We start from the raw sequence: 26983 nt of genomic DNA, 5'->3' as shown, positions 1-26983 counted from the left end.
ATGGCGCCGCTAGAGCGAGGGCAGGCAATCCTGGCATGCCGCTTGCTAGGGTTAGTACTGCATGAATACTGCATAACACGCTGCGCGCCGTCCCAGGAGTTCCGCCATGTCCAGTTCCGCTGTTTCCGCCCCGGTCACCATGTTGGTCACCCGGCACATCACCCCCGAACGCTATGGCGATTTCCTGTCGTGGATGCGCCAGGGAGAAATCCTTGCTGCAGGCTTCCCGGGCTTTCTCGGCTCGGGCGTGCTGCAGCCGCCGGAGGGCGGAGACCAATACCAGATCGTGCTGCGCTTTGCCGACGCGGCCAGCCTCGGCCGCTGGGAGAACTCCCTGCCGCGCCGCATGTGGCTGGAGCGCGGCGCGGCGCTGGTACGCGCCAGTCACGAGCGCCGCGTCAGCGGCACGGACGACTGGTTTGCGCCCAGGACCAGCGCGCCGCCGCGCTGGAAACAGGCCGTCGGCATCTGGCTGGCCTACTTCCCGCTGCTGCTGGCGTTTTCCATCCTGGCTAGCGAACCGTTGAGCCTGCTGCCGGTGTTCTGGCGCGTGCTGATCACCAGCGCGGCCCTGACGCCCGTCATGGTGTACCTCTGCATGCCCCTGGTGTTTCGCGCGCTGCACCGTTGGCTGCGCGCGGGCTGAGGCGCGGTCCGCGCCGACGGTCCGCGAACCGCCCGCGTCGGCGGGCTTCAGGCCGCGCGCGCGCCGCGGGCGCCATACAAGCGGTGCAGCGTGATCTCGCGCACCGCGGCCTGGCTACCCTGGATATGCGCATGCAGCAGCGCTACCGCGTGCGGCGAGTCGCCGGCCAGCGTGGCTTCGATTATGGCGGCGTGCTCTTCGTAGGCCTTGCCGATGCGCTCGGGCAGGGTGAAGTCCAGCCGGCGCACGATGCGGATGCGTTCGGTGGCGGCGCGATGCACGCGAGCTATCTCCGGATTGCCCGCCGCGGCGACCAGGTCGAGATGGAAGCGCTCATCCAGATCCGCCAGCCGCTCGCAGTCGCTGGAGCGTTCGCTTTCCTCCACCAGCCAGATGTCGGCCAACGGGCGCAGCGCGCGCTGCCGCCCGGCGGCGCTGGCGGACGTGCACAGCGCCTGCACGGCGGCCGCTTCCAGCACGCTGCGCAGTTCGTAGAAATGGTCCAGCGTGTTGAAGTCCAGCGGCTTGACCAGCCAGCCGTTGCGCTGCCGCACTTCCAGATAGCCTTCCCGTTCCAGGCGGAACAGGGCCTCCCGCACGGGCGTGCGGCTGACCTGCAGGCGGTCTGCGATTTCGGTTTCGGTAAAGCGGTCGCCCGGCGCCAGCCGGAAGTCCAGGATGTCGCGCTTCAGCGTGCCGTATGCGGTATCGGCCAGCGTGCGCGGTATGTCGATGATGGCGAAGGCGGTTCCCATGTCCAGGCCTCGGATCGGTGGTTCAAAGAGCGCGGGGGGCGTTGAAGGCGGCGGGTGCGTGGCGGCAGATCATGCGGGACTCCTGGTGTGCTGGGAAATGTGGCGTTGGTGGACAAGCTGGCATACCAGCCATCAAGCAAGAGCCGTGCCAACTGTTGGCCTGGCGGCCCGCTCCTGGGGGCGGACCAGGCGGGCCTCATACTGGTGCCGCGCCTGGGCCGCTTTGGTGCAAGGCGCACCATGGCAGCGGACCCGACGCGGTCCGCGCCGCGCCCGCGGTTATGGCGGTAGCATGTGGACGGACCGGAGCTTGCCGCTTCGGGGTCTGAACCCTTGCGCGATGCCTTGCCGCGTCGTACCGAAATGAATACGCGTTTTGTCGAAGCCTTTCTGTGGTCGGCGCGCCTGGGCAGTTTCCGGGCGGCGAGCGACCGCCTGCACATCACCCAGGCCGCCGTGGCCAACCGCATCGCCTCGCTGGAAGAGGACATAGGCGCGCGCCTGTTCGAGCGCGACGCCAAGGAACTCAGGCTGACCGCGACCGGCACGCGGCTGCTGGACTACGGCGAGCGGCTGCTGGAGATCCGCCAGCAGATCCTGTCGTTGGGCAAGGGCGGCGACGAGGTCTTCGGCCTGGTGCGCATCGGCGCCATCGAGACCGTGGTGCATACCTGGCTGATCGGCTTCCTGACCAACCTGCGCTCCACCTATCCGGGCATCGAAGTGCAACTCACGTCCGAGACCACGCGGGCCTTGCATCGCGGCCTGCGCGAAGGGGCGCTGGACATTGCGCTGCAGACCGACCTGCTGAACGACAGCGGCATCATCAGCACCGCCTGCCTGCCCATGGAGATGGGCTGGGTCGGGCCGGCTGGCGACGAGGAAGCGCTGAGCGCGCAGCAGCTGCTGAGCGAACCGGTGCTGACCATGAGCCCGGGATCGCAGCCGCACGAAGCGCTCAAGGCCCTGTACCGCGAAGTCGGCATGCCGCAGGGCAAGGTGCACTGCGTCAGTTCGATCTCGGCGCTGGCGCGGCTGGTGCGCAGCGGCTTCGGCCGCGCGCTGGTGCCGCTGCCGCCCATCTACGAGTACGTGGCGCGCGGCGAAGTGCAGATCATCCGCTGCGACATCCCGGTGCCGCCCCAGCTGCTGGTGGTGAGCTATCTGGAAAGCGCGGGGTCGGATGCGATCCGGCTGGTGGCCGAACTCGCCAGCCGCGCTTCGGACCAGTTCACGTCCTCGGTCACAGCGCCGCCATTGGGTTCCGCGCAATAGTGTTATCCCTAGGGCATCTTTCAGTAATTCTGTTGCCGCGCAGAAGAATTACTCGTTTGTCCGCGTCCAGCCAGCCGGCTGAAGATGGAGCCTTCCGCAATCGAAGGAATTTCCTGTCTTCCGCCCATGAGCACGCACACCGAATCCTCTCTCCCGCCTCACGGCCTGCTGTTCGTCGCCACTGACGCCGACCCCGCCCACGAGGCCGATTTCAACCGCTGGTACGACCGCGAGCACGTGGAAGAGCGCGTGCGCATTCCCGGCTTCCTGTCGGGCGCGCGCTACCTGTCGCGGCAGGGCGGCCGCAAGTACCTGGGCTTGTACCGCACCGAATCGCTGGCCGCCTTCACCACGTCCGACTACCGCGCGGCGTTCGAGCGCCAGACCGCGTGGTCGGTGACCAATCTGGACCGGATGCGCGATCCCATGCGCCGCGTGTGCGCCGTGCGAGCCGTGACCGGCTTCGGCTCCGGCAGCGAACTCGTGGTCCTGCCGCTGGCGGCGACCGGAGATGGGGAGGCGCTGGTCGCCCGGGCCGCTGAGCTGGGCGCCAAGCTGGCAGAGGCCGACGGTTTCGTGCAGTCCTATCTGCTGGTCCCGGATGCGGCGCTCAGCACGCCCCTGCCGCGCGAGTCCACCGAGAACCGCGTGCTGGCGCCCCTGTTCGTGGTGGAGGCGAGCACGGCTGCCGCCGCGCGCGCCCTGCGCGACCACGCTTGCAGCGCTTTCGATGCCGATCCGTCCGGCGCCTGGCTGCTGCAACTGGGCTGGAAACTGGCGGCTGCCGACCTGCGCTAAGCCCGTTGCGGCCTGGCGCCAAACATCATATTCAAGGGGAATTCCATGGCTGAAGAAACGCTGTACGACGCCGCGGCGGTCAAGAGCGCGGCAGCGCCCAACAAGATGCGCAGGCTGGCTCTGGCCAGTTCGGTCGGCACCACGCTGGAGTGGTACGACTTCACCATCTACAACCTGATGGCGGCGCTGGTATTCAACGCCATCTTCTTTCCGTCCTTCGATCCGCTGACGGGCACCATCCTGGCGTTTTCGACCTATGCCGTGGGCTACGTGTCGCGGCCGCTGGGCGGCTTTGTTTTCGGACACCTGGGCGACCGGCTGGGGCGCAAGTTCGTCCTGGTCGCGACCCTGGTCATCATGGGCATTTCCACCGGCCTGATGGGGCTTCTGCCGACCTACGCGTCCTGGGGCGTGTGGGCGCCGGTGGCGCTGGTGGCCTTGCGCTTCGTGCAGGGCGTGGCCCTGGGCGGCGAATGGGCCGGCGCGGTGCTGCTGTCGATGGAACATGGCAAGCCCAGCCAGCGCGGACGCAACGCCTCGTTCACGCAGATCGGACCGTCCTGCGGCACGCTGATAGGCACGGGCTTCATTGCGGCGGTCTCGGCCTTCCTCAGCCCCGAGGACTTCCAGGCCTGGGGCTGGCGCGTGCCGTTCGTCTCCAGCGTGGCGCTGGTGCTGTTCGGCCTGTGGCTGCGCCGCGGCGTTGAAGAGACGCCTGTGTTCCTGGAAATGGAGCAAAAGCGCGAAACCGCCGCCACCCCCATCAAGGAAGTGCTGGGGCAGCACTGGCGCCAACTGCTGGTCGCCGGCGGCTCGCGCATCGGCTCCGACGTGCTCTATGCGCTGGTGGTGGTGTTCACGCTGACCTACGTGACGACGGTGCTGCACCTGTCGCGGCCCTTGGCCCTGACCGCCACCATGCTGGGCGCTGCGTTGAATGCGATAGCGGTGCCGCTGTGCGGGCACCTGTCCGACAAGATCGGCCGGCGTCCGGTGTATCTCGCGGGCGCGGTGCTGGGCATGATCTGGGCCTTCGTCTTCTTCGTGCTGATGGATACCGCGCATCCCATCGCCATCTGCGCGGCGGTCGTGGTGGGCCTGCTGATCCACGCGCTGATGTACGGCCCGCAGGCCGCGTTCATCACCGAGCAGTTCCCGGGCCGCGTGCGCTACGCCGGTTCGTCCCTGGCCTACACCCTGGCCGGCATCGTGGGCGGCGGGTTCGCGCCGCTGATCATCGCCAGCCTGTTCAAGTCCTGGAGCTCGACCTTTGCGATCTCGCTGTACGTGGCGGCGGCATTGGTGGTGACGGCGGTGGCGGTGCTGGCCGCAAGGGAAACGGCCAAGTCTCCCTTGCAGCGCTGAGGCGCAATGAAGGCCTGTCGCCGTCCGGACCTGCGCCCGGGCGGCGACAGACCATTCAGGCAATGTTGCGATGGGCCAGCGGCTCGCCGGCGAGCCAGCGATTGAGGTTGTCGACGAACAGGGCGCGCACGCGCGCGGCGTTGCCGTCCGAGAACCCGGCGCTGTGCGGCGTGACGATGACGTTGGACAGGTCCCACAGCGCGGAATCCGGCGGCAGCGGTTCATGCTGGAACACGTCCAGGAAGGCGCCGCCCAGGCGGTGGGCGCTTAGCGCCGCGATCAACTCGGGCTCGTCGATCACGTGGCCGCGGGCTACGTTGACCACCATGGCGTGGGCGGGCAGCGCGGCGAGCGCGTCGCGGTCGATCAGGTTGCGCGTGACGGGCGTAAGCGGGCAGGCCAGCACCAGCCAATCGGCAGCGGGCAGCAGGGACGGCAGTTGGTCGTAGCTCACCGTATGGCGGGCCTGCGGCACGGACGCGCCGCTATGGCGCGCCACCGATATCTCCAGCCCGAGCGCGCCCAGCAGCGCGCCGATGCGCTGGCCTATGCCGCCCCAGCCCACCACCACGGCATGCTGGCCAGCCAGATCCCGGGGCGTGCGCGCATCCAGCAGCGGACGCCAGGCGCGGTCGCGCTGGTCCGAGGCCAGCGTCGGCAGGCGGCGCGCCAGCGCCAGCAGGCCCGCGATGGCGCTCTGGGCAACCACCGGATCGCTGGCGCCTTGCGAGGTCGTGACCGCCACGCCGCGCCCGAGCAGGCTCTGGTAGATCTCGCGGTCGGCGCCGGCCGAATGCACGTGTACCCAGCGTAGCGCCGGCGCGTGCCGCATGGCCTCGTAATACAGCGCGGTGGATGGCTGGATTTCGAACTTGGTCGAATGGCCCGTGATGTCGCGCGAGACGAAGGCGGCCTCGGCCGTCATGGCCTGGCCCGCCACGGGGTGGACCAGCGCATAGCGGCCAGCGGCCGGCGTACGGTCCAGCGCCAGGCGCAATGGCGGGACTTCGGCCGGCGAGCACAGGATGCGGATGTCGGAACCTTGCGTCATGGCGGCGGGTTCAATGCGCTTCGGGAGCGAACTTGCGCACCAGCACCGCCCACTTGTCGTGTTCGCGCTTGATGAAGGCGCCAAATTGCGCGGGCGTGCCGCCGACCGGCTCGGCGCCTTCGCGCAGCATCTGTTCGTTGAGCGCCGGCAGGGCGGCGTTGACCTCGCGGTTGACGACCTCCACTACCTGCTGCGGCGTGCCTTTGGGCGCGAAGAAACCGAACCAGGAGCCCGCGTCAAAGCCCGGGTAGCCGGATTCCGCGATGGTGGGCAGTTCGGGCAGGGTGGCGGAGCGCTGCGCGGTGCTGACCGCCAGCGCGCGCAGCTTGCCGGAACGGATATGCCCGATCACGGACGGAATGGTGGCGAACATGAAGTCGATGCGCCCGGCCAGCAGGTCGTTGACCGCGTCCGCGCCCTTGTACGGCACGTGCGTGGCGTTGACGCCCAATTCGTCCATCAGCATGTAGCTCGACAGATGCGAGGACGTGCCCACGCCCGTGGAGCTGTAGTTGAGCTGGCGCGCGCTCTTGACGTACTTCAGGAAGCCCTGGATGTCCTTGGCGGGGGAAGAAGGCGGCACCACCAGCACATTGGGCACGGTGGCGATCTGCACCATGGGGATCAGGTCGGTCAGCGGGCTGTAGGGCAGCTTGTTCAGCGAGGGATTGACGGCGATCGGGCCCACGGAATTGACGATCAGCGTATGGCCGTCCGCCGGGGCGCGCACGACGAATTCCGTGCCGATGTTGCCGCCCGCGCCCGGCTTGTTCTCGACCACGAAGGGCTGGCCCAGCTTCTGCGTCAGGGTATTGGTGACGCTGCGCGTGAGGGTGTCGGTGGTGCCGCCGGGCGAAAACGCCACGATGACCTTCACCGGCCGGTCGGGATAGTCCGCGGCCGCGGCCGGCGCCAGCGTACAGGCGCCAGCCAGCGCTGCGGAAGCGAGCAGGGCTCGTGCAGTGTTCATGATGTCTCCTCGCGTGGACGTAGTGGTGTTTTCGATGGCGCCGTGCCGCCACGCCGGCCGGCGCCTGCAAACTCGAAAAAACTCAGTCGCGGTAGCTGGGGTCCAGCCGGTCCAGCTTGCGCAGCAAGGCGGGCCACTCCATCACCCCGTAAGGGCGCCGCGTGCCGGGCTGATAGTTGTTCCAGGTCTCGTGCAGCACGGGCGCTGCCACGGGCTGCAGCCGCGCGCCCGTCGCCATGGCCGCCAGTTGGGAGCGGCAGGCCAGCTCCAGGCGGTGCATCCAGTTGAAGGCTTCGCCCACGGTGCGGCCCACGGTCAGCGCGCCGTGGTTGCGCAGGATGAGCGCTTCGCCCTGGCCCAGGTCGGCCAGCAGCGAGGCTTGTTCCTCGACGCCGAGCACCACGCCCTGGTAATCGTGGTAACCGATCTTCAGGAAGCGCATCGCGGTCTGGGTCAGTGGCAGCAGTCCGCATTCCAGCGAGGACACGGCCATCGACGCCCAGCTATGGGTATGGATCACGCAATCCACTTCATGGCGGTGCGCATGCACCGCGCTGTGGATCACATAGCCGGCCTTGTTGATGCCGTAGTCCAGCTCGCCGAAATCGGGCCGCGCCAGGATGGTGCCGTCCAGGTCCACCTTGATCAGGCTGGACGCCGTGATCTCCTCGTACATCATGCCGTAGGGGTTGATCAGGAAGGCGTTGTCCTCGCCCGGCACGCGCGCCGAAATGTGGTTGGCCATCATGTCGGCCATGCCGTAGAGCTCGACCAGGCGGTAGCAGGCCGCCAGGTCGACGCGGGCGTTCCATTCCGCCTCGGTGCAATGCGGACGCATCGAGGCAATGCGCAGGCGTCCCCCGGCTTGGGTGTCAGTGGTCATCGGAATTCGTGAAGCTCCATCGCCGCCGCACCATGCCACGGCATCCATGCCTGGCAATTTATCTGTGGGATGGGGCAGGGCCTAGCCACGGCCCAGGCATGGGGGCATCACGAATCGAGAAGGGTTGCTCCCGGCCAGCCGCCGTTGCGCACCAGCGCGCGCATCACGTCCAGCAGCACGACGCGCGCGGCCAAGGCTGCCGGCGACAGTTCCTCGTCATTGATGCAATAGACCAGGTTGCGGCGGAACAGGAAGGGGTCATCGATGGGATGCATGCTCAGCAGCCCGGATTCCACCCGGGCCACGGCCGCGCCGGGCTGGATGGTGGCTAGCGCATTGGCCTGCACCAGATCCATCAGCGTGGTCAGGCCGTCGACCTCGACGCCGATCCAGGGTTCCACGCCGGCCCGTTCGAAGGCGGCTTCGACCCAGGCCCGCAAACCGTGGGCCTTGCTGGTCACCGCCTGCGGCAGGCTGCCCAGCTGAGCCATGGTGATGGGTTCGCCATCGGGCAGCGCGACCATGCCGCGCCGGGCCAGCAGGAACAATCTTTCGTCCAGCACCGGGATGGCGCTGCGGCCCTGGCTGCTGTCGTTCTGGAACAGCACGGCCAGGTCGAGGCGCCGCCCGGTGAGCAATTCGCCCAGGTTGCCCGACAGGCCCTCCACCAGATGCAGGCGCACGTTCGGATAGCGTTCGGCCATGGTCGCGTAGAAGGGCCGGGCCAGGACCGATGCGGTGGTGGGCGCGAAGCCGACGCTGACCATGCCGGCCAGCCGCGCCTCGCGCGCGGCGGCGATCGCGTTTTCCGCATGCCGCAGCGTCAACTGCGCCTGCCGCAGGAACGCCGTGCCCGCCGGCGTCGGCACCACGCCCCTGGGCGTGCGCACCAGCAGCCGCGTGGCCAGTTCACTCTCCAGGCGGCTGATCTGCTGGCTGAGCGCCGAGGCGACCACCTCCAGCTCGCGCGCCGCGCGGCCGATGCTGCCCAGTTCTGCGACGCGGACGAAGTAGCGGAGTTGGCGGAGTTCCATGGCGGGAGGCGGGGGCGAAGTAGGGGATAGTAGTCGCTGGCGACGGGCGCGCGCCGCTTTGCAGGCTCGGGGAAAACCTGTCTGACGGTTCAAAGAAATGTCAGGTATCTGACTTTATTCTGAACACCAAACGAAAATTGTTTACACTCTCATCCTCAAAATTCGAGGTTGAACGGGCCGCCGTGGGGGCGGTTGCCGTTCGAGTTACGGGAGAAAATCGATGCGCAAGTTGCTGTTGGGAGCGGTGTTGGCCGCCGCGGTGTTCGGGGGGACGGCCCAGGCCGCGGTTGAACCCAAGGCCGTGGTCGCCACGTATTCGGATCTGGCGCTGGCCGGCTACGAAGATTCGCTGACCTCCGCCAAGACCCTGCGCACCGCCATCGACGCCCTGATCGCCAAGCCCAGCGCCGACACGCTCAAAGCCGCGCGCGAGGCCTGGCTGGCGGCCCGCGTGCCGTACCAGCAGACCGAGGCCTACCGCTTCGGCAACCCCATCGTCGACGACTGGGAAGGCCGCGTCAACGCCTGGCCGCTGGACGAAGGCCTGATCGACTACGTCGATGCGTCCTACGGCACCGAGAACGACGAGAACGCCTACTACGCGGTCAACGTCATCGCCAACTCCAAGATCTCGGTGGGCGGCAAGACCGTCGACGTCAGCAAGATCACGCCCCAGCTGCTGTCCGAGATACTGCACGAGGCCGATGGCAATGAGGCCAACGTGGCCACGGGCTACCACGCCATCGAATTCCTGCTGTGGGGCCAGGACCTGAACGGCACCGGCCCCGCGCCGGCCGACCGCAAGGGCACGCCGCAGGAACGCCACGCCGGCAACCGTCCGCATACCGACTTCGATCCCAAGCAATGCACGGGCGGCCACTGCGAGCGCCGCGTCGAATTCCTCAAGGCCGTGACCGACCTGCTGGTGACGGACCTGGAAGAAATGGTCGGCAACTGGAAGAAGGACGGCGCCGCGCGCAAGGCCGTCGAGGAAGATCCGAAGGCCGGGCTGATCGCCATGCTGACCGGTCTGGGCAGCCTGTCCTACGGCGAGCTGGCCGGCGAACGCATGAAGCTGGGCCTGATGCTGCATGATCCCGAGGAAGAGCACGACTGCTTCTCGGACAACACGCACAACTCGCACTATTACGACCAGGTCGGCATCCGCAATGTCTACCTGGGCAGCTACACCCGCATCGATGGCAAGACCGTCAAGGGCGCGAGCCTCTCGGAACTGGTCAAGGCCCGCGATCCCAAGCTGGATGCCGAAGTGCGCGCCAAGCTGGACGCCACCGTGGCCGCCATGCAGGCGATGAAGACACGCGCCGAAACGGTCGAAACCTACGACCAGATGATTTCGGACGGCAACAAGGAAGGCAACGCCGTGGTGCAGGCCGCCATCGACCGCCTGGTCGACCAGACCCGCAGCCTGGAGCGCGTGATCGCCCTGCTGGACCTGGGCAAGGTCGCCATCGAAGGTTCCGACAGCCTGGACAAACCTGACGCCGTATTCAAGTGAAACTCGTTTTAGCCGCCGTACTGGCGGCGTCGGCCCATGCCGGCGCCGCCGCCGCTCCAAGCGGGCGCGACGACCTCACGCCCGAAGATCTCAAGCGCGTGACCGCCATCACCGCGCCCACGCGGGACTTCTCGAAGGTAGAGACCTTCGAGACCATGCAGGCCGGCGCCACCACCACCAACAAGCTCATCAACGCCGACATTTTTTCGCAGCCGTCGGCCAACATGAGCTTCGAGGGGCGCCAGGAATTCCAGGTCGGCAATGGCCTGTTCCGCAAGGACTGGGTCTCGGCTCCTGCCTCCACGCAAGCCTCGGACGGACTGGGACCGCTGTTCAACGCGCGTTCCTGCCAGGCCTGTCACACCAAGGACGGACGCGGCACGGTGCCGGGTTTCGATCCCCTGGAGCGTACCGACGCCGTGGCGCTGCTGCTGCGCCTGGCGGTGCCGCAAGGCCCCGACCGCGGCCACCCCAAGCTTGCCCTGGGTGAGATCGCGGCCTTGCCCGAACCGGTCTACGGCGTGCAGCTGCAGAATTTCGCGGTGGCGGGCCTGCCCGCCGAAGGCCGCATGGAGATTGAGTACCAACCGGTACCCGTTGCGCTCAATGGCGGCGAAACCGCCACCCTGATGAAGCCCGCCTACCGCATCGAAAACCTGGGCTACGGCCCGATGCGCGCGGACACGCAGATCTCGCCGCGGCTGGCGCCGCCCATGATCGGCCTGGGCCTGCTGGAATCCATCCACGAGGCCGACATCCTGGCCAACGTGGGCGCGGACAAGCGCGACGGCATCGTCGGCAAGGCCAACTGGGTCACCGACGTGCGCACCGGCGCGCGCGTGCTGGGCCGCTTCAACCTGAAGGCCGGGCAACCCACGGTGGAGCAGCAGAGCGCTGCCGCCTTCTCCAACGACATGGGGCTGTCGACGCCCTTGTTCCCCAAGCATTCCGGCGACTGCACGCCCTCGCAGAAACAGTGCCTGGACATGCCGCACGGCGCGCAGCCGCGCTTCGGTCCGGAAGAAGTGCCGGCCAAGCTGATGGACTTCGTCACCATCTATTCCACCAATCTTGCCGTGCCGCAGCGCCGCGACGCCGACGACGCGCGCGTGCTGGCCGGCAAGAAGCTGTTCTACGAGGCCAACTGCGTCGCCTGCCACGTGCCCAAGTACGTCACCAGCCGCAACGCCAAGCAGCCCGAACACCGCTTCCAGCTGATCTGGCCGTACACCGACATGCTGGTGCATGACATGGGCGAGGACCTCGCCGACGGCGTGTCCGACGGCGAGGCCAACGGCCGCGAATGGCGCACGCCGCCGCTGTGGGGCATCGGCCTGACCAAGACCGTGAACCCCAACGCGACCTGGCTGCACGACGGGCGCGCGCGCACCTTGCTCGAGGCCGTGCTGTGGCATGGCGGCGAGGCCAAGCCCGCGCGCGACCGCGTGGTGGCGATGACGCCGGAAGAACGCGCCGATCTCATTCGTTTCCTGGAGTCGCTGTGATGGCCGCAATAGCCCCGCGTGTATTGAAACTGGCCGCGGCTGCGGCGCTGGGCGGCATCACGTCCTGGGCCGTGCAGGCCGCGCCGCCCGCGGATCTGGGCGAGCGCCTGGCGCGCGACTACGCGCGGCCGGCGGTAGCGAAAATGGCGGACGCGGCCTTGGCGCTGGATGGCGCATTGGGCGGCTGGTGCGCGCAGCCCGGCGCGGCCAACGCGGCGCGCGTCAAGCAGGCGTTCGAGAACCTGGCGCTGGCCTGGTCCGGCGTCGAATTCCTGCGCTTTGGCCCGCTGGTGCAGGCCAACCGCTACGAACGCCTGGCCTTCTGGCCCGATACGCGCGGCGTCATGCCCAAGCAGGTGCAAGCGGTGATCGCCGCCCAGGATGGCGCCTTGCTCGTGCCCGGCGCCCTGGCGGGACGCAGCGTGGCTGTGCAGGGCCTGCCCGCGTTGGAGTACGTGCTGTACGGCGACCCGGCCTTGCTGCGACAGGACGGCGGGCAGAACTTTGCCTACGCCTGCGATTACGCCCGGGCGGTGACCGCCAATATCAGGCAGATCACGCGCGACGTGGCCCAGGCCTGGAGCGCCGAGGGCGATTTTGGCCGGCAGTTCGCGCAACCCCAGGCCGGCAACGACCTGTACCGCGACCAGCAGGAGGTGGCGGCCGAAGCAATGAAGTCCCTTTCCACCGGGCTGCAGTTCGCGCGCGACGTGAAGATCCTGCCGGTGCTGGGCGATACGCCCGAAGCGGCGCGGCCCAAGCGCGCCGCATTCTGGCGTAGCCAGCTGTCCACGCGCCTGTTGGCGGCCAACCTGGACGGGCTGCAGGCCTTCTACCAGGCGGGCGCCTATGCGCTGCCCAAGGGCGACGCCTGGATGGCCGTTTCCGTGCGCGGTGAACTGGACAGCGCGGCGCGCACGCTGCAAGCCGTGCCGGTTCCGCTGGAGCAGGCGCTGGCGCAGGAAGATGGGCGCAGGCAGCTGACGCTGGCAGCGCTGACCCTCAAGAACGCCAAGGCCATCGTCGATGAGAATCTGGCGCCGACCCTGGGCGTCACGATCGGATTCAATGCGCTCGATGGCGATTGACCGGCGCCGCTTCCTGTCGCTGGCGGCAGCGATGGGCCTGGCGCCCGCGGCGGCGCTAGCGGCCGCGCCCAAGGACGGCGAAGTCCTCTACCTGAGCGCGCGCAAGCGCGGCGGGCGCGACGAAACCGTACTGGTGGACGAGGCGGGGCACGACAGGCTGGTGGTGCCCATGCCTGCTCGCGGTCATAGCTTCGCCATCGATGCCGCAGGGGAGCGCGCTGTTGTCTTCGGCCGTCAGCCGGGCTTCTTCGCGCTGGCGTTTTCCCTGCGTGGCGGCGAGCCTCAAGCCTTGCCCCTGCACGAGGAACGCCACTTCTTCGGCCATGGCGCCTATGTGGACGGCGGCCGTCTGCTGGCCGCCACCGAAAACGATTTTGAAGCGGGCCGGGGCGTGCTGGGGCTGTACGATGCCTCGCCCGGCGGCGCATACCGCCGCATCGGCGAATTCGACAGCGGCGGCATCGGCCCGCACGAAGTCGTGCTGATGCCTGACGGCAAGACGCTCTGCGTCGCCAACGGCGGCATCCTGACGCATCCCGACTACGGCAAGCTGGAACTGAATCTGGACACGATGCGGCCCGCGCTGGCCTACATCGACGCGGCCAGCGGCGAGCTGCTTGAAAAAGTCGAGCTGGAGCCAGCCTTGCACCGCTTGTCCATCCGCCACCTGGCGCTGGCCGCCGACGGCAGCGTCTGGTTCGGCTGCCAGTACATGGGTCCGGCCTCCGACCGGCCGGCGCTGGTGGGGCGGCACCGGCGCGGCGCGCGGCTGGAACTGTTCGAAGGACCCGCGCAGGCGCTGCGGCAGATGCGCAACTACGTCGGCTCGGTGGCGGTGGACGCGGCCGGCGCCGTGGTCGCGACCTCCAGTCCGGTGGGCGGACAGGTGATCTACTGGGACGCGGCCAGCGGCCGTTGCCTGGGCACGACCGAACTGGCGGACGGCTGCGGCGTGGCGCCGGCGGCCGGTGAGGGCTTCCTGCTGAGCAGCGGCCTGGGAGCGATGCTGCGCACCGACGCCTCGGGCGCCGAAAAGCCCGTGCTGGCGCCGTCGCGCGAGGTCTCCTGGGACAATCATTTCCGCAAGGTCCCGGCGCGGGCCTGATCCGGTTTGCTTACAAAGCTTGACACAACGGGGCCGCGATGCGGCCCTGATCGCAGGCGTCATCTGATAAAGTTTTCGGCTGCTTTTTTCAGGCCGCAAGGCGCCCGCTGCCGGGCTGCTCTCGCGGCCTCAACTTTTCCGCAGGAGTATCCATGGAAGAAGCCTTGAAAGAATTTAACGCCTGGGCTCCCAAGCTGGTGGACCTGGGCCTCAATCTGGCGGTCGCGCTGCTGATCCTCATCATCGGCTGGTGGGTTTCGTCCCTGCTGGGCAGCTGGGTGCGCCGCGCCGCGACGCGTTCCAAGAAGATCGATCCCACCATCGTGCCCATGTTCTACAGCACGGTGGTCTGGACGGTGCGCATCTTCACCGTCATTGCGGTGTTGGCGCGCTTCGGCGTGCAGACGGCCAGCCTGATCGCCGTGCTGGGCGCCGCCGGCCTGGCCGTGGGCCTGGCCTTGCAAGGCACGCTGCAGAACATCGCCGCCGGCATCATGTTGCTGATCCTGCGGCCGATACGCGCCGGCGAATACGTGGCGCTGAGCACCGGCGTGGACGGCACGGTGGAAGAGGTCGGCCTGTTCCTGACGCGCCTGGTCCAGGTCGATGGCATCCATCTGACCTTGCCCAACAGCACGGTGTGGAACGCCACCATCACCAACTACAGCCGCAACAAGACGCGCCGCCTGGATATCCCGGTGCCGGTGCGCTATGGCGACAACCTGGAAGTGGTGGTGGCCAAGCTGCGCGCCATCGTGGATGCCCGCCCGGAAACGCTGAAGGATCCCGAACCGCTGGTGAAGGTGGTCGACTACAAGGAAAACGGCGTGGTCGTGAACGTGCGAGTGTGGACCGAGTCGGCCAAGTACTGGGACCTGCGCTGGGGCCTGTACCAGGACATTCGCAAGTCGCTGGAAGACGCGGGCTTCCAGCCGCCGATTCCCATGCGCGAGATCCAGAACGCCAAGCCGGGAGCGGCAGCCTGACGCAGGCAGGTCTCCGCTGGAATGACAACGGGCGCCCTCTGGGCGCCCATTTTTTTGCTGGCTGCGGCAGGCCTCAGGCCTGCATCGACAGGCGCGCCAGCTCGGTCTTGATCCAGCCGGCGATTTCGCGCTGGCGTTGGGCCGGCATGCGGTCGATGATGGCCGTGACGCTGACCGCCAGGATCGGCGCGCCCTGCGGGTCCAGCAGCGCGCAGCCCACGCCCAGCGCGCCGCGCACCGCGTGGTTGCCCACCACGGAATAGCCGCGGGCGCGGGTGTTTTCGATCAGGCGGAACATTTCCTGCGGTGTCATGCCGCCATATTCGTCCAGCCGGCCGGAGTTGCGCTCGACGATGCCGCGCGCAATGTCGTCGGGCAGGGCGGCCAGCAAGGCCATGCCGCCCGAACCCACGCCCAGCGGCTGGCGCTTGCCGGCGTAGGTGGCCAGGATCTGCACGGGATAGCTGCCGATCTCGCGATGCAGGCTGATGGAATCGTCCTCTTCGCGCACTACCAGGAATACAGCGTCTCCGGTGCGGTCGGCCAGGCGGCGCAGCACGGGCAGCAACTGGCGCACGCGCGGATCGCGCGAGCGCGTGTCCGGGTCCACCGCCAGTTGGGCGCGGTACTTCTTGGTGCCGGTCACGGCCAGCACCAGGCCGGCGTCGAGCAGGGCGGCCAGCAGGCGGTAGATGGTGGGACGCTGTATGCCCGTGAGGCGGGCGATGTCGGTCACGCTGAGGCCATCGGGACCCTGGTCCCGCAGGGCGGCCAGGACGGCCAATCCGCGCCGCAATGTGCGTGGGCCCGCGGCCGCGGCGTCGCTATCTTGCATGAAAATCTCTGAAAACTCGGGTTAATACGGAATGTTCAAGGGAAAACCACTGTCCGTGCTGTGGACTCTACCTTGATGCGATGCCTGTGTATAGCTCAGAATGCACCATCGAACAATTCAAATCGTCCATTCAGTGGACAGTACCTGCACGGAGACTCTATGACTACAGGTCAAAAGCCTGGACTGCGGCGTGTTGCCGCCACCCTTCTGGCTACCGCCGCAAGCGCATTTGCCATGGGTTCCGCCCACGCTGCCTACCCTGACAAGCCTGTCCGCATCGTGGTCGGCTTTTCGGCCGGCGGAACCACCGATGTGATCGCCCGCATCATGGCCAAGGAACTGACCGAGAGCCTCGGCCAGTCCTTCGTGATCGAGAACAAGCCGGGCGCCGGCAGCAACATCGCCACCGACCAGGTGAAGCGCGCGGAACCCGACGGCTACACGCTGCTGTTCGTGGCCGTGACCAGCGCCATCAACCAGACGCTGTACAAGAACGTCAATTTCGACCTGACCAAGGACTTCACGCCGGTGGCGTTGGGCGCCAAGGTGCCGAACATCCTGGTGGTGAACCCGCAAGTGCCCGTCAAGACGGTGCAGGAGCTGGTGGACTACGCCAAGAAGAATCCCGGCAAGCTGGCATTCGCTTCGTCCGGCAGCGGTACTTCCATCCACATGGCGGGTGAACTTTTCAAGATGCAGACCGGCATCGACGTGCTGCACGTGCCCTACAAGGGCAGCGCTCCCGCCGTGACCGACCTGATCGGCGGCCAGGTGCAGTTCATGTTCGACAACATGCCTTCGTCCTGGCCGCACGTGCAGTCGGGCAAGCTGCGCGCCCTGGCCGTGACCACGACGGAACGTTCCAAGAGCGCCCCTGACGTGCCCACGATGAAGGAATCCGGTTTCGCCAATTTCGATGTGTCGTCGTGGTTCGGCCTGATCGCGCCTGCTGGCACGCCGCCTGAAGTCGTGAACAAGCTCAACGCGGCCATGGTCAAGGCGCTGGACAAGCCCGAAGTGCAGCTCAGCTTTGAAAAGCTGGGCGCCGTGGGCGTGAAGACCACGCCGGCGGAATTCGGCCAGTTCATCAAGTCGGAAGTGGAAGGCTGGGCCCCGGTGGTCAAGGCCTCGGGCGCCAAGGTGGACTGATTTTCGATTGCCGGGCGGCGTGCCGCCCGGCAAACCTTGCTAGGGGACAGGCGTGAGCCTGCCCCTATTTTTTTGCCCCGCCGTTGCGGCGCGCCGTGGCCAGCATGGCGGTGCAGACGCCGCGCATCATGTCCACTTCGTCGCGGCTCAGGGCATGGCGCGAGAACAGGTGCCGCATGCGCGGCATCAGCTTCTTGGGGTGGGCGGGGTCCAGGAACTGCACGCCGATCAGCGCCTCTTCCCAGTGCGCCAGGAAGGCCTGCACGGCTTCGCTGGAGGCCGGCGCCGCACCGCGCGGAGTCTCTTGCGCGGTGGAGGCCGGCAGCAGCGCCGCGCCCTGGTCTACCAGCAGCGCATAACGCAGCTCCCAGGCGGCAAGCTGCAGGGCCTGGGCCACGTTCAGCGAGCTGTACTCGGGGTTGGCGGGAATATGGCAGATGCGGTGGCACAGCGCGATCTGGGCATTGGTGAGCCCGGCGCGCTCGGTGCCCAGCACCACGGCGGCGACGCCCTCGGCGGTATCGGCCAGATGCGCGCGGGCCAGATCGGCCGCCTGGCGGATGTCGCAGGGCGGGGGCCCCAGGTCGCGCACCCGGGCGGTCAGCGCGAAAGCCATGGTGACCGGCGCCAGCGCTTCTTCCAGTGATCCGTAGATCCGGGCGTTTTCCAGCACGTCCAGCGCGCCGCTGGCGAGCGCCACGGCCTCCGGCTGGGTTGTTACATCTGGAAATTTAGGCTCGACCAGCACCAGTTCGGAGAAGCCCATCGTCTTGATGGCGCGGGCCGCCGAACCCACGTTTCCGGGGTGGCTGGGGTTCACCATAATGAAGCGAACGCGTGAAAATGCTTGAGTCATTTAAAATGGCACGTTTGGCTTAGTGCCTTCCTGGTTTTTTGGGTCGATTTCCCCTATGGGGGCAACGGCGGTCCGGGGGGCGGCAAGCGGCCTACCATCAAGCCAACTCATCGCATTCGTACGGAATTTTATGCACCCGATGCTCAACATCGCCATCAAGGCGGCCCGGCGTGCCGGCACCATTATCAACCGTGCCAGCATGGATTTGGAACGACTCAGCGTGGCTCGCAAGGGGCCGCGGGATTATGTCACGGAAGTCGATCGCGCCGCCGAGGAGTCGATCGTCGAGACGCTGCGCGCGGCTTATCCGGACCACGCCGTCCTGGGCGAGGAATTCGGCCTGCAAGGCCCCGACCAGGCCGAGTTCCAGTGGATCATCGATCCCCTGGACGGCACCACGAACTTCATCCACGGCCTGCCCAACTACGCCGTGTCCATCGCGCTGACGCACCGCGGCCAGGTCACGCAGGCGGTCATCTATGACCCGACCCGCAACGAACTGTTCACGGCCAGCCGTGGCAGCGGCACCTTCCTGAACGACCGCCGCGTGCGCGTGTCGGGCCGCACCCGCTACCACGAGGCCCTGCTGGGCGCGCACTGGCCCAACTCCGGCGATCCGGAACAAGGCTCGGCGCGTTTCCGCCAGATGGCCGAAGGCAGCACCGGCGTGCGCCGCCTGGGCTCTACCGTGCTGGACCTGGCCTACGTGGCCTGCGGCCGCCTGGACGGCTTCTGCGGCGTGGGCCTGAAGGCCTGGGACCTGGCTGCGGGCAGCCTGATGGTGCTGGAAGCCGGCGGCCTGGTCGCCGACTTCGACGGCGAGCAAGGCTGGATGGACACCGGCAACGTGCTGGCCGCCAGCCCCAAGATCTTCACGCAGATGCTGTCCTCGCTGAATCCGCCTTCGGCGGCTTGAGGCCGGGCCTGCTAGGCCGCTTCCCAAAGCTACGATTTCAAATCTAGCTTTGGGGGCGCTGCTGACTCCACGCTGTCGTGGCCTCGCGGTAGCGGATTCGGAGCCAAACTCCTGGTTGTAAGCGGCAGCCCTGTCGCTTACGCCTACAGCCAAACAGACTCTGGCGTGTCGATCAGTCCCGCCAATTTGCTCAAGACAAACCGCATCCGCTCGCGTGTAGACGCCATCAGCGTGATGCGGACGTGCTGTCGGCCTTCGTCATCCCGGTTGACCGCGAAAGAATCTCCTCCAGCTATCAACAGCCGGTGACTGCGCGCCAAGGCCGAAAAGTGTTCGCCGCTAGACCATCGGGGCGGAAGTTTCAGCCAGATATGAAACGCCGTCGGCTGAGACAAGAATTCATGCTGGCCGAGGATCTCGCGCGCCATGGCTTGGCGGTGGCGGGCTTCTTCCCTTTGCTTGCCGGCCATGACGGTCGCAGTGCCACTGCTGATCAGCGTGGTGGCAATTTGCGCGGCCAATGGCGAGACCATCCAGATGCTGGTCCGCACATTGCTCGTCATTCGAGGCAGCCATTCTGGCGGGCAGTGCATGTAGCCAAGCCGTATGGTCGATGCGACCGATTTCGATAGGCTGGTCAGATACACCGTTCGTTCAGGCGCGAATGTGGCCAGCGGAGGAACGGAGGATGGGGCCAGGAAACCGTACAGGTCATCGTCGAGCAAAGCGATGTCGAAGTCCCGGGCTATTTGCGCGACTTCCTTGCGCCGGCCGACGGACATGATGGCCGTGGTCGGGTTTTGACAGGTGGCAATGCAAATCACCAGGGCAGGACGTTCCCGCTGGCATAGCTCGCGCAAGTGGTCAGGGCGCATTCCTTCAGCATCCATGTGGACGCCGGCAATGCGCCGGCCCAGGCTATGAATGACCGAGGCCACGCCGGGATAGCAAAGCGACTCGCATAGAACGAGGTCGCCGGGGTTGCTGAGCGCATTGACCGCGACCCACAGGCCATGCTGGGCGCCTGCGGTCAGTATGACTTGCTCCGCATTGGCAGGGAAACCGCCCTGCTGGATCCAACTCGCGCCCGCCTGCCGATGCAGAGGATGACCGCCGTCAGGCGTGTAGTCCAGCATGTCGGTCAGGGTTTTGGATTGCGCCAACTCACTCAGGGTGGCGCGCACATAGGGTTCCTGTATTTCGAGGTTGGGTTTGACGATGGACAGATCAATGATGTCGTTCGTCTCAGCTGGGAATGGCGCGCCCGCGCCGGACGGCTCTTTAGGAGCCGGTTTGCCCAGCACGAAAGTCCCCCGGCCAACCTCGCCTTCGACCAGACCACGTCTTTGCGCAAGTTCGTACGCGCGATTGACCGTCCCCGGAGTCACTCCGACCGTGGCGGCGAGCTCCTTCAGAGTGGGCAGGCGCGTCCCCGGCAACAAGCGTTCCGCGCGGATATCGCTTTCGAGCGCGTCAGCAATCCGTGTGTAGATCGCGCCTTCAAATTTATCAAGGTCGGGTGACCACATAGGACGCGTATCTCCTTGCACCCATGCAATGTTGGCAGGCTGTGAGTGTAGTTGACTTCATGTGGACTAATTCCGTCTTGCATCTTCCGTGGTCTATTTCCGTAAAATTAAATCGATTTAATTTATCAGATATAACCTAAATTTGATTGACTCAATATATTTGAATTGTTAGATTAATTCGATATTGAATTGATGTAATTTGATTAAACCACCATGGAGATTGTCGTGTTCGATGTCCGACAGGGGGCGCTGAAGCAGGAGGACCCCGCGATTTGGGATGTGATCAGACGAGAGTGCAGCCGCCAGGAGGAGCATATCGAACTGATCGCTTCCGAAAACTACACCTCCCCGGCGGTGATGGACGCCGTCGGTTCCCAGCTGACCAACAAGTACGCCGAAGGCTACCCAGGACGGCGCTACTACGGCGGTTGTGAAGTGATCGATGAGGCAGAGCGCCTGGCGATCGATCGTGTCAAAGCGCTGTTCGGCGCCGAGGCGGCCAACGTGCAGCCGCATTCGGGGTCGCAGGCCAACCAGGGAGTGTTCTTCGCCGCATTGCAGCCTGGAGACACCATACTCGGCATGAGTCTGGCAGAGGGCGGTCACCTGACGCACGGAATGCCGCTGAACATCAGCGGGAAATGGTTCAAGGTCGTGAGCTATGGGCTGAACGAGCGCGAGGAAATCGATTACGACGCAATGGAGCGCATGGCGCGGGAAGTGCGTCCCAAGATGATCATCGCCGGCGCTTCGGCATACTCACTGCGCATCGACTTCGAGCGCTTTGCCCGCGTTGCGCGTGAGGTGGGCGCGTATTTCATGGTCGACATGGCGCATTACTCGGGACTGGTTGCCGGCGGCGTCTATCCGAATCCTGTGCCATATGCGGACTTCGTGACCACGACGACCCACAAGGGCTTGCGCGGTCCTCGCGGCGGCGTGATCCTCATGAAGGCCAAGCATGAAAGAGCCATCAACTCCGCCATTTTTCCCGGCATTCAGGGCGGGCCGCTGGTGCACGTCATCGCCGGCAAGGCGGTGGCTTTTCACCAGGCACTGAGGCCCGAATTCAAGCGCTATCAACAGCAGGTGCTGGACAACGCCCATGCCATGGCGCTAGTTCTGGCGCAGCGGGGCTTGCGCATTGTTTCCGGCAGGACGGAAAGCCACATGATGCTGGTGGATCTGCGGGCGCATGCGATCACAGGCCGGGATGCAGAACACGCGCTCGGTGAGGCGTCCATCGTCTGCAATAAAAACTCGATTCCGAATGATCCCGAGAAGCCCGTTGTGACCAGTGGCATCCGCTTGGGCACGCCTGCGATCACGACGCGTGGGTTCGGTATCGACGAATCTACGCAGCTTGCTCATTTCGTCGCGGATATTCTCCAGTCGCCTAAAGACGAAGCAGTCCTTGGCCGAGTCCGCATGCAGGTCCGTGAGCTTTGCCGCCTTCACCCTGTCTATGTTCGAGGTATCCGATGATTCGAACTCTCCGCGAGTGGCGTCGGGATGCATCGCTATCTGCACTGGTTGCGGGCTTTCTGGCCGTACTGATTTCCTACGCCGGGCCTCTGGTGGTGGTGTTTCAGGCAGCCAACCAGGCACATCTTTCGACGGCGCAGACTTCATCCTGGATCTGGGCAATCTCGATTGGCAGCGGAATCTCAGGTCTGCTCTTGAGTTGGCGTCTGCGCGCGCCGATCATTACCGCGTGGTCAACGCCTGGCGCTGCCTTGCTGGTTGGCATGCTGCCCGGAATTCCATTGTCCGAAGCGGTGGGTGCCTATCTGTTTAGCGCACTGCTCGTCACGCTCATCGGCATGTCGGGAGTCTTCGATCGATTCATCGAGCGGATTCCCAAGGGAATTGCGGCGGCCATGTTGGCTGGCATCCTGCTGCATTTCGGCATGCAGGTATTCGCCTCGATCAAAGTGGATCCATTGCTGGTGCTTGCAATGATCCTGACATTCTTGATCGTCAAACGCATCTCGCCTCGCTACGCGATTGCCTCGGTCATGGCCGTGGGCATCGCGATCGCTATGGTGTCGGGAAGTACGCAGCTGTCGCAGTTGCGGTTTGCTCCCGTAGTACCCGAGTTCGTTATGCCTGCATGGTCATGGCATGCGGTATTGAGTCTAGGTGTGCCGCTGGCATTGGTCACGCTGACCGGGCAATACGTTCCAGGCATGGCGGTATTGCGCGCCTCTGGCTTTCAGGTACCGGCAAGCGGCATCATCAGCCTGACCGGCCTTGCTTCGCTTCTGCTGGCGCCATTCGGCGCCCACGGGGTCAATCTGGCGGCGATTACGGCTGCAATCTGCACTGGCAAGGAGGCGCATGAGGATGCTGGGCGTCGCTACATAGCCGGCATCGCCTGCGGCCTGATCTACATCGTCATCGGAATTTTCGGTGGAACGCTGGCTCTGTTATTCCAGGCCTTACCCGCGGAACTTATTGCGGCTCTGGCGGGTTTGGCCCTGCTAGGGGCGATTACGACGGGTCTCGTGGGTGTCGCCGAGGATGACAAGCATCGCGACGCGAGCGTGATCACCTTTCTGGTGACTGCGTCGGGAATGAGTTTTCTCGGGCTGGGATCCGCATTCTGGGGTTTGGTTATCGGTGGCGTGGCGTACTACGTTCTACACCGGCCCTGGCAACTTCGAGGTTCCCGCCAGTCAGTGATGGATCGAGTCTGACTTTGTTATGAGAGAAAAGACATGCAACGAAACTTCGATTTTCTTGTGGTTGGAGGTGGCATCGCTGGTGTAGCCGTGGCTTCCGAATTAGCAAGGCGAGGCAGCGTACTTGTGCTTGAGCGCGAGGCCAATCTTGCCTATCACACAACGGGTCGGTCAGCGGCGATCTCAATGGAAAGCTACGGAAACCTGCTGATTCGTCGCCTTACCTGCGCCTCAAGGGAGTTTTTTCTTGCAGCTTCCTCCGATATGACGGATCAGCCATTGTGGTCTCCAAGAGGGGCCTTGATCGTGGGTGATGAGACGCAGCGTGAAAAGTTGCAAGCGCGCTATCAGGTAGTTCAAGAGCAAGTGCCGAGCGCAAAGTGGGTGGGACGCGAGGAGATTGAATCGATGGCGCCGTTCATGGCGTCGCGCAGTGTCGCCGGCATCTACGAGCCGACTGCATTCGATCTTGATGTTCACGCGATCCACTCTGCCTTTTTGCGCGGATTGCGGACGCGTGGAGGACTGGTCCGCGTTAGTTCCGAGTTGAAAGAGGCCAGCCGCGCCGGTGAGACTTGGACTGTCCGAACAGCCGACCACGCATCGTTTCAGTCCCGGTACGTGATCAATGCGGCTGGGGCTTGGGCTGATGAAGTGGCAAGTATTTTTGGTGCATCCGTTTTAGGACTTCAGGCTCTACAACGTACGGTCGTCGTGGTGGATCCCGAACAGGATGTCAGCCATTGCCCATACGTCGGCACGATTGATGAGCAGATTTTCCTGAAACCAGACCTTGGACGTCTGATGGTGTCGCCTTGCGACGAAACGCCCACTACGCCGTGCGATGCGTTGCCCGATGAGCTGAGCGTGGCCATAGCGATGGACCGCCTTGAAAAAATGACCTCGTTGCGCCCGAAGCGTGTACTTAACCGATGGGCTGGGCTTAGGGTATTTGCTTCGGACCGCTCGCCGGTCATTGGCCTTGATCCCTTGATTGACGGGTTCGTCTGGTGTGCGGCACTTGGTGGGTATGGCATTCAGACCGCGCCAGCCATGGCGCGTCTTTGTGCAGCCCTCACCACTGGAGAATCGGTACCTAGCGATCTATCGGCCATCAGCGTCGATGAGATCAATCCGTTACGTGTGACGGAAATTGGGAGTCACAAGCTTGTTTCAGTAGATACGCTGAAGTAAATCAATTCGATCCAAATATATAGGCTCAATCCACGGAAGTTTTCTTAATCTCTTTTGAGATTCGAGGTGAACAACATGACCAATCCAAAGAAGCAAGGCGGCGATGATGAGTCGAATCAAAGCTATGAAATCATCCTTACTGATAAGGCTCCGATGCCGCTGGGTACGTATTCTCAAGCCGTGAGGGTTGGGAACACAATCTACCTCGCCGCTCAAACTCCTGTTGTTCCGGAAACCAATGAGGTTGTCGAGGGTGGATTTGAAGGGCAGTTGCACCAAACCTTCCGCAACCTCCGATCAATGGCTGAAGCCTGCGGCGGTACGTTGTCGAAGGTGGTTCAGCTCACGGTCTACATTACCGACATTTCGAAGTTCCAGGTCATGAACTCCATCATGTCGGAGTATTTCTCCAAACCATATCCGGCGCGCACGACGGTTGGCGCTGCTAGCCTGGCGCGTGGCACGATGGTCGCCATTGATGCAATCATGGCAGCGGAGGCTTAACGAAAACGTCGAAGGACGCTTTGTAGTGAAACGATTGGGCGCGCTGATTGCTGGATTCCAAAAGAAGGCACGCCCATTGGTGCTGTCGTTGTGGTACCTGGAGAAGCAATGGGTTTCGGAAATATTGCCGGGTTGAGGTGTCTACAGTGCGGAACGAGCTATAGGATGGACCAGGTGGGATATAGCTGCCCAAGTTGTGATCTGGATGGAGCGTTGGATGTGGAGTATGACTATTCAGAGCTCGGGCGTAGCTTTCGAGAGCAGGTCCAATGTCATGCTGCATTTGATATGTGGAGATATCACGCGCTGTTGCCTGTCGACGCTGAAAATGCTCCTCAACAACACACTGGGGGGACTCCTCTCTATCGCTTGCGAATGCCCGGCTGCGGCCGATTGCTTGTGAAAGACGATAGCCGGAATCCGAGTGGATCACTTAAGGACCGTGCGAGTGCTCTAGCAGTCGCTTTGGCAGCCGAGGTAGGCGCGAAGACGGTCGCTGCAGCGAGCACAGGAAATGCAGCGGCCGCGTTGGCTTGTATGGCTGCAGGGACTGAGCTGCGCTGCGTCATCTTTGCGCCATCCAATGCAGCACAGGAGAAGTTGGCTCAAATTCGAGCATACGGAGCAGAGATCGTCGACGTGGAAGGAGGATACGACGAAGCTTTCGATGCGTGCGATAGGGCTTGTCATGAAAATGGCTGGTACAACCGGAGTACGGGACTGAATTCCTACATGACTGAGGGCAAGAAGACCGTTGCCTTCGAGATCTTTGAACAAATGCACTGGGCGGTACCGGATAGGGTCTTCGTGCCGGTGGGAAATGGATGCATTGTCGGTGCGGTTTATAAGGGGTTCGAAGAGATCAAGCGGATGGGTCTGGCGGACCGAGTGCCTCGGATCATGGGTGCGCAAGCAGAGGGTAGCGACTATATGTGGAGAGCTTGGCGAGATGGAGCAGGGCCTCATACCGCTGAGCGTCGCCAATGCCATACTGCTGCGAGCAGCATTAGCGTAGCTTTGCCCCGAGATCGAATTAAGGCATTGCGTGCTGTTGAGGCGAGCGGGGGAGAGTTCTTGCGGGTGAGTGATAGCCATATCTTTGCGGCCCAGCTTGCACTGGCTCGAGCCACCGGTGTTTTCGCTGAGCCAGGCGCGGCCGCTGCCTACGCGGCGGCGTGTCAATTTGGGGCTGGGGATCGAGACGAGACGACCGTAGTTCTTAATACGGGAAGTGGTCTAAAGGATATTGGCGGACTGTTGCGCAGTGGTGTATTGCATGTAGCTGCTGAGGTCGCCGAGGTTCCTCGGGGTACGCTGAAGTCCGTCGCATCGATGTTGAGGGACGAATCCCGCCACTTGGCGGGTTAGTGCTAGACGCGAGTGGTTCAGATATCCAATTCAGAATGTGTCGCCTTGTACTATTAATCGTCCATTCGGCAATGCAAACCATGCGCGCAATCCCAGTTCGCGCACCACCTCCTGCGTCGCCTCCAACGGCATGTGCGAGAAAGCCGTGGACAGCGCATCGGCCATGGTTGCGGACTGCGCCATGACGGAGACGCTCAGATACGGCGGCCGCGCGCGTCCGGTGCGCGGATCGAACAGATGGGTGTACTGGCCCGCTGCGTCGATGGCGGTGCCATAGCCGCCGGAAGTCGCCAGGGCCTGGTTCCCCATGTTTGCGGTCGCGAGCGTGCGCCCGGGATCGCGCGGATCCGCGATGCCGACTCGCCATGCTTGCGCCGCGGCGCGGCTGTCCATTCCTTGTATTTCGCCCATATCCACAAGCGCCCGTTCCAGCCCGCCGCGCTTGAGCAGGTCGGTGACGCGGTCGGTGATGTAGCCCTGGGCGATGCCGTTGAGCGTGATGGCCATGCCGGGCCGCCGCAGTTCGATGCGGTTGCCGTCCAGCAGCACGTCGGCATGGGATACGCGCGACAAGGCTTGCGCCACGGCCTCGGGCGGCGGGCCGTCCGGGGAGGCGCCGGGCTGCGAGAAGTGTTCGGCGTATAGCTGCCATAGCGGCTGTACGGTGGGATCGAACATGCCTGCGGTCAGTTCGCCATAGCGTCGGCTTTCGCTCAAGAGCCGCAGCAGATCGGACGGAGGATTCTCCAGGAATCCCTGGCGGTTCAGGATCGAGAGCGCGCTGTCATCGCGGTACAGGCTGAAGATCGCCTCAAGCCGCCGCAGCTCCTGCAGGGACTGCGCAATCAGGCGCTGGGCCACGGCCGTATCGGGATGATAGAGGCGCAGTTCGGCATCGGCCCCCAGCGCCGTGCCTTGCCAGGTGACGGGAGCGGCCGAGGCGGCGGCGCGGCGCGCGGCGACGGGGG

The 26983-nt window shown here is 64.8% G+C and carries 25 protein-coding genes; 16 read left to right on the top strand and 9 right to left on the bottom strand.

All coding sequences use genetic code 11. The features are described 5' to 3' along the window. Positions 1–106 precede the first annotated feature (106 nt). A complete protein-coding gene (locus WBB14_RS23455; protein WP_424241971.1) occupies positions 107–646 on the top strand; it encodes an antibiotic biosynthesis monooxygenase in 540 nt (179 codons plus the stop codon). 47 nt (positions 647–693) lie between these two features. Here the strand turns inward: WBB14_RS23455 and WBB14_RS23450 are convergent, their stop codons facing one another. Further along, positions 694–1401, bottom strand: coding sequence for a GntR family transcriptional regulator (locus tag WBB14_RS23450; RefSeq protein ID WP_424241970.1), 708 nt, complete (start codon positions 1399–1401; stop codon positions 694–696). A 363-nt stretch (positions 1402–1764) separates the two neighbouring features. On the opposite strand from WBB14_RS23450, the gene WBB14_RS23445 reads away from it, so the two are divergent. From WBB14_RS23445 to WBB14_RS23435, 3 genes are all read left to right on the top strand, one after another. After that, positions 1765–2676, top strand: a complete 912-nt coding sequence (locus tag WBB14_RS23445) for a LysR family transcriptional regulator (protein WP_424241969.1) — start codon at positions 1765–1767, stop codon at positions 2674–2676. Between the two features lie 126 nt (positions 2677–2802). Beyond that, positions 2803–3474, top strand: coding sequence for a hypothetical protein (locus WBB14_RS23440; RefSeq protein WP_424241968.1), 672 nt, complete (start codon positions 2803–2805; stop codon positions 3472–3474). A 45-nt stretch (positions 3475–3519) separates the two neighbouring features. Then, on the top strand, positions 3520–4839 hold the full coding sequence (locus tag WBB14_RS23435) for an MFS transporter (RefSeq protein WP_424241967.1): 1320 nt from the start codon (positions 3520–3522) through the stop codon (positions 4837–4839). Between the two features lie 55 nt (positions 4840–4894). Here WBB14_RS23435 and WBB14_RS23430 read toward each other — a convergent pair whose 3' ends face one another. From WBB14_RS23430 to WBB14_RS23415, 4 genes are all read right to left on the bottom strand, one after another. Continuing rightward, entirely contained in the window at positions 4895–5890 is a 996-nt protein-coding gene (locus tag WBB14_RS23430; protein WP_424241966.1) for a D-2-hydroxyacid dehydrogenase, read from the bottom strand. A 10-nt stretch (positions 5891–5900) separates the two neighbouring features. Continuing rightward, positions 5901–6860 carry a Bug family tripartite tricarboxylate transporter substrate binding protein gene (locus WBB14_RS23425; protein WP_013395188.1) on the bottom strand — a complete coding sequence of 320 codons (960 nt, stop codon included), beginning with the start codon at positions 6858–6860 and terminating at the stop codon, positions 5901–5903. Positions 6861–6942: 82 nt separating this feature from the next. Beyond that, a complete protein-coding gene (locus WBB14_RS23420) occupies positions 6943–7743 on the bottom strand; it encodes a class II aldolase/adducin family protein (RefSeq protein ID WP_424241965.1) in 801 nt (266 codons plus the stop codon). Between the two features lie 107 nt (positions 7744–7850). Further along, complete coding sequence (locus WBB14_RS23415) at positions 7851–8777, bottom strand: LysR family transcriptional regulator (RefSeq protein WP_424241964.1); 927 nt, start codon at positions 8775–8777, stop codon at positions 7851–7853. A gap of 220 nt (positions 8778–8997) precedes the next feature. On the opposite strand from WBB14_RS23415, the gene WBB14_RS23410 reads away from it, so the two are divergent. The 5 genes from WBB14_RS23410 to WBB14_RS23390 all read left to right on the top strand — a co-directional run bounded on the left by WBB14_RS23410 (position 8998) and on the right by WBB14_RS23390 (position 14980). After that, positions 8998–10296, top strand: a complete 1299-nt coding sequence (locus tag WBB14_RS23410; protein ID WP_424241963.1) for an imelysin family protein — start codon at positions 8998–9000, stop codon at positions 10294–10296. Further along, the gene (locus tag WBB14_RS23405) at positions 10293–11801 is read left to right on the top strand and encodes a di-heme oxidoredictase family protein (RefSeq protein ID WP_424241962.1); all 1509 of its coding nucleotides are present in this window, start codon (positions 10293–10295) and stop codon (positions 11799–11801) included. The genes WBB14_RS23410 and WBB14_RS23405 overlap by 4 nt, the downstream gene beginning before the upstream one ends. Further along, on the top strand, positions 11801–12889 hold the full coding sequence (locus WBB14_RS23400) for an imelysin family protein (protein WP_424241961.1): 1089 nt from the start codon (positions 11801–11803) through the stop codon (positions 12887–12889). Before WBB14_RS23405 ends, WBB14_RS23400 begins: the two co-directional genes overlap by 1 nt. Further along, complete coding sequence (locus tag WBB14_RS23395) at positions 12879–13994, top strand: DUF1513 domain-containing protein (protein ID WP_424241960.1); 1116 nt, start codon at positions 12879–12881, stop codon at positions 13992–13994. Before WBB14_RS23400 ends, WBB14_RS23395 begins: the two co-directional genes overlap by 11 nt. Before the next feature lie 152 nt (positions 13995–14146). Continuing rightward, positions 14147–14980, top strand: coding sequence for a mechanosensitive ion channel family protein (locus WBB14_RS23390; RefSeq protein ID WP_013395181.1), 834 nt, complete (start codon positions 14147–14149; stop codon positions 14978–14980). A gap of 73 nt (positions 14981–15053) precedes the next feature. Here WBB14_RS23390 and WBB14_RS23385 read toward each other — a convergent pair whose 3' ends face one another. Next, positions 15054–15815, bottom strand: a complete 762-nt coding sequence (locus tag WBB14_RS23385; protein ID WP_424241959.1) for an IclR family transcriptional regulator — start codon at positions 15813–15815, stop codon at positions 15054–15056. A 159-nt stretch (positions 15816–15974) separates the two neighbouring features. Between WBB14_RS23385 and WBB14_RS23380 the strand changes: the two genes are divergently transcribed. Next, entirely contained in the window at positions 15975–16964 is a 990-nt protein-coding gene (locus WBB14_RS23380) for a Bug family tripartite tricarboxylate transporter substrate binding protein (RefSeq protein ID WP_424241958.1), read from the top strand. A gap of 64 nt (positions 16965–17028) precedes the next feature. Here the strand turns inward: WBB14_RS23380 and WBB14_RS23375 are convergent, their stop codons facing one another. Further along, the gene (locus WBB14_RS23375) at positions 17029–17820 is read right to left on the bottom strand and encodes an RNA methyltransferase (protein ID WP_424241957.1); all 792 of its coding nucleotides are present in this window, start codon (positions 17818–17820) and stop codon (positions 17029–17031) included. A gap of 130 nt (positions 17821–17950) precedes the next feature. Between WBB14_RS23375 and WBB14_RS23370 the strand changes: the two genes are divergently transcribed. Then, entirely contained in the window at positions 17951–18736 is a 786-nt protein-coding gene (locus WBB14_RS23370) for an inositol monophosphatase family protein (protein ID WP_013395177.1), read from the top strand. A gap of 143 nt (positions 18737–18879) precedes the next feature. Here the strand turns inward: WBB14_RS23370 and WBB14_RS23365 are convergent, their stop codons facing one another. Continuing rightward, positions 18880–20265: a PLP-dependent aminotransferase family protein gene (locus WBB14_RS23365; protein WP_424241956.1), complete on the bottom strand. Its 1386-nt coding sequence runs from the start codon at positions 20263–20265 to the stop codon at positions 18880–18882. Between the two features lie 213 nt (positions 20266–20478). Here WBB14_RS23365 and glyA point away from each other — a divergent pair, with 213 nt between their 5' ends. From glyA to thrC, 5 genes are all read left to right on the top strand, one after another. After that, on the top strand, positions 20479–21750 hold the full coding sequence (gene glyA / locus WBB14_RS23360) for a serine hydroxymethyltransferase (protein ID WP_424241955.1): 1272 nt from the start codon (positions 20479–20481) through the stop codon (positions 21748–21750). Next, entirely contained in the window at positions 21747–22964 is a 1218-nt protein-coding gene (locus WBB14_RS23355) for a benzoate/H(+) symporter BenE family transporter (RefSeq protein ID WP_424241954.1), read from the top strand. The genes glyA and WBB14_RS23355 overlap by 4 nt, the downstream gene beginning before the upstream one ends. 21 nt (positions 22965–22985) lie before the next feature. Next, positions 22986–24143, top strand: a complete 1158-nt coding sequence (locus WBB14_RS23350) for an NAD(P)/FAD-dependent oxidoreductase (protein WP_424241953.1) — start codon at positions 22986–22988, stop codon at positions 24141–24143. Between the two features lie 75 nt (positions 24144–24218). Continuing rightward, the gene (locus WBB14_RS23345) at positions 24219–24647 is read left to right on the top strand and encodes a Rid family detoxifying hydrolase (protein ID WP_424241952.1); all 429 of its coding nucleotides are present in this window, start codon (positions 24219–24221) and stop codon (positions 24645–24647) included. A 108-nt stretch (positions 24648–24755) separates the two neighbouring features. Continuing rightward, positions 24756–26015 carry a threonine synthase gene (thrC, locus tag WBB14_RS23340; protein ID WP_424241951.1) on the top strand — a complete coding sequence of 420 codons (1260 nt, stop codon included), beginning with the start codon at positions 24756–24758 and terminating at the stop codon, positions 26013–26015. Between the two features lie 30 nt (positions 26016–26045). Here thrC and WBB14_RS23335 read toward each other — a convergent pair. Next, positions 26046–26983: FAD:protein FMN transferase (locus WBB14_RS23335; protein ID WP_424241950.1), on the bottom strand; the 938-nt coding region annotated here is incomplete at its 5' end.

This window comes from Achromobacter sp., assembly GCF_049647645.1.
GTDB lineage: Bacteria > Pseudomonadota > Gammaproteobacteria > Burkholderiales > Burkholderiaceae_B > Achromobacter.
Note: the sequence above shows the minus strand (reverse complement) of the source record. Positions and strands in the feature narration are given on the sequence as shown.